A 223-nucleotide genomic window follows, 5' to 3' on the forward strand; every position below is an offset into this window, starting at 1 on the left:
ACTAACATCAAAAATGGGGCTGTTTGGTGGTATCGGGGGCGTTGTTGGCGGGATGGCAGCCGGATATAAGACGCTCAGGGATATGGGGAAAGAGGCCTATAATCTGGATACGCTATCCAAAAATACCGCTATGCCTGTTGAAGACGCCTCTAAGTTGACCGGTGCATTAGTGCAAATTGGTACAGAAGCTGATCAGGCAAAGGATTCTGTACAGAATTTGTTT

Annotated in this window: 1 pseudogene; it reads left to right on the forward strand. The window is 47.1% G+C overall.

Features of this window, described 5'->3' with window-relative positions:
• Positions 1 to 223: pseudogene (locus tag PSI23_RS23815) on the forward strand (hypothetical protein); the annotation flags it as partial.

It is taken from the genome of Xenorhabdus yunnanensis (assembly GCF_028598805.1).
Classification (GTDB): domain Bacteria; phylum Pseudomonadota; class Gammaproteobacteria; order Enterobacterales; family Enterobacteriaceae; genus Xenorhabdus; species Xenorhabdus yunnanensis.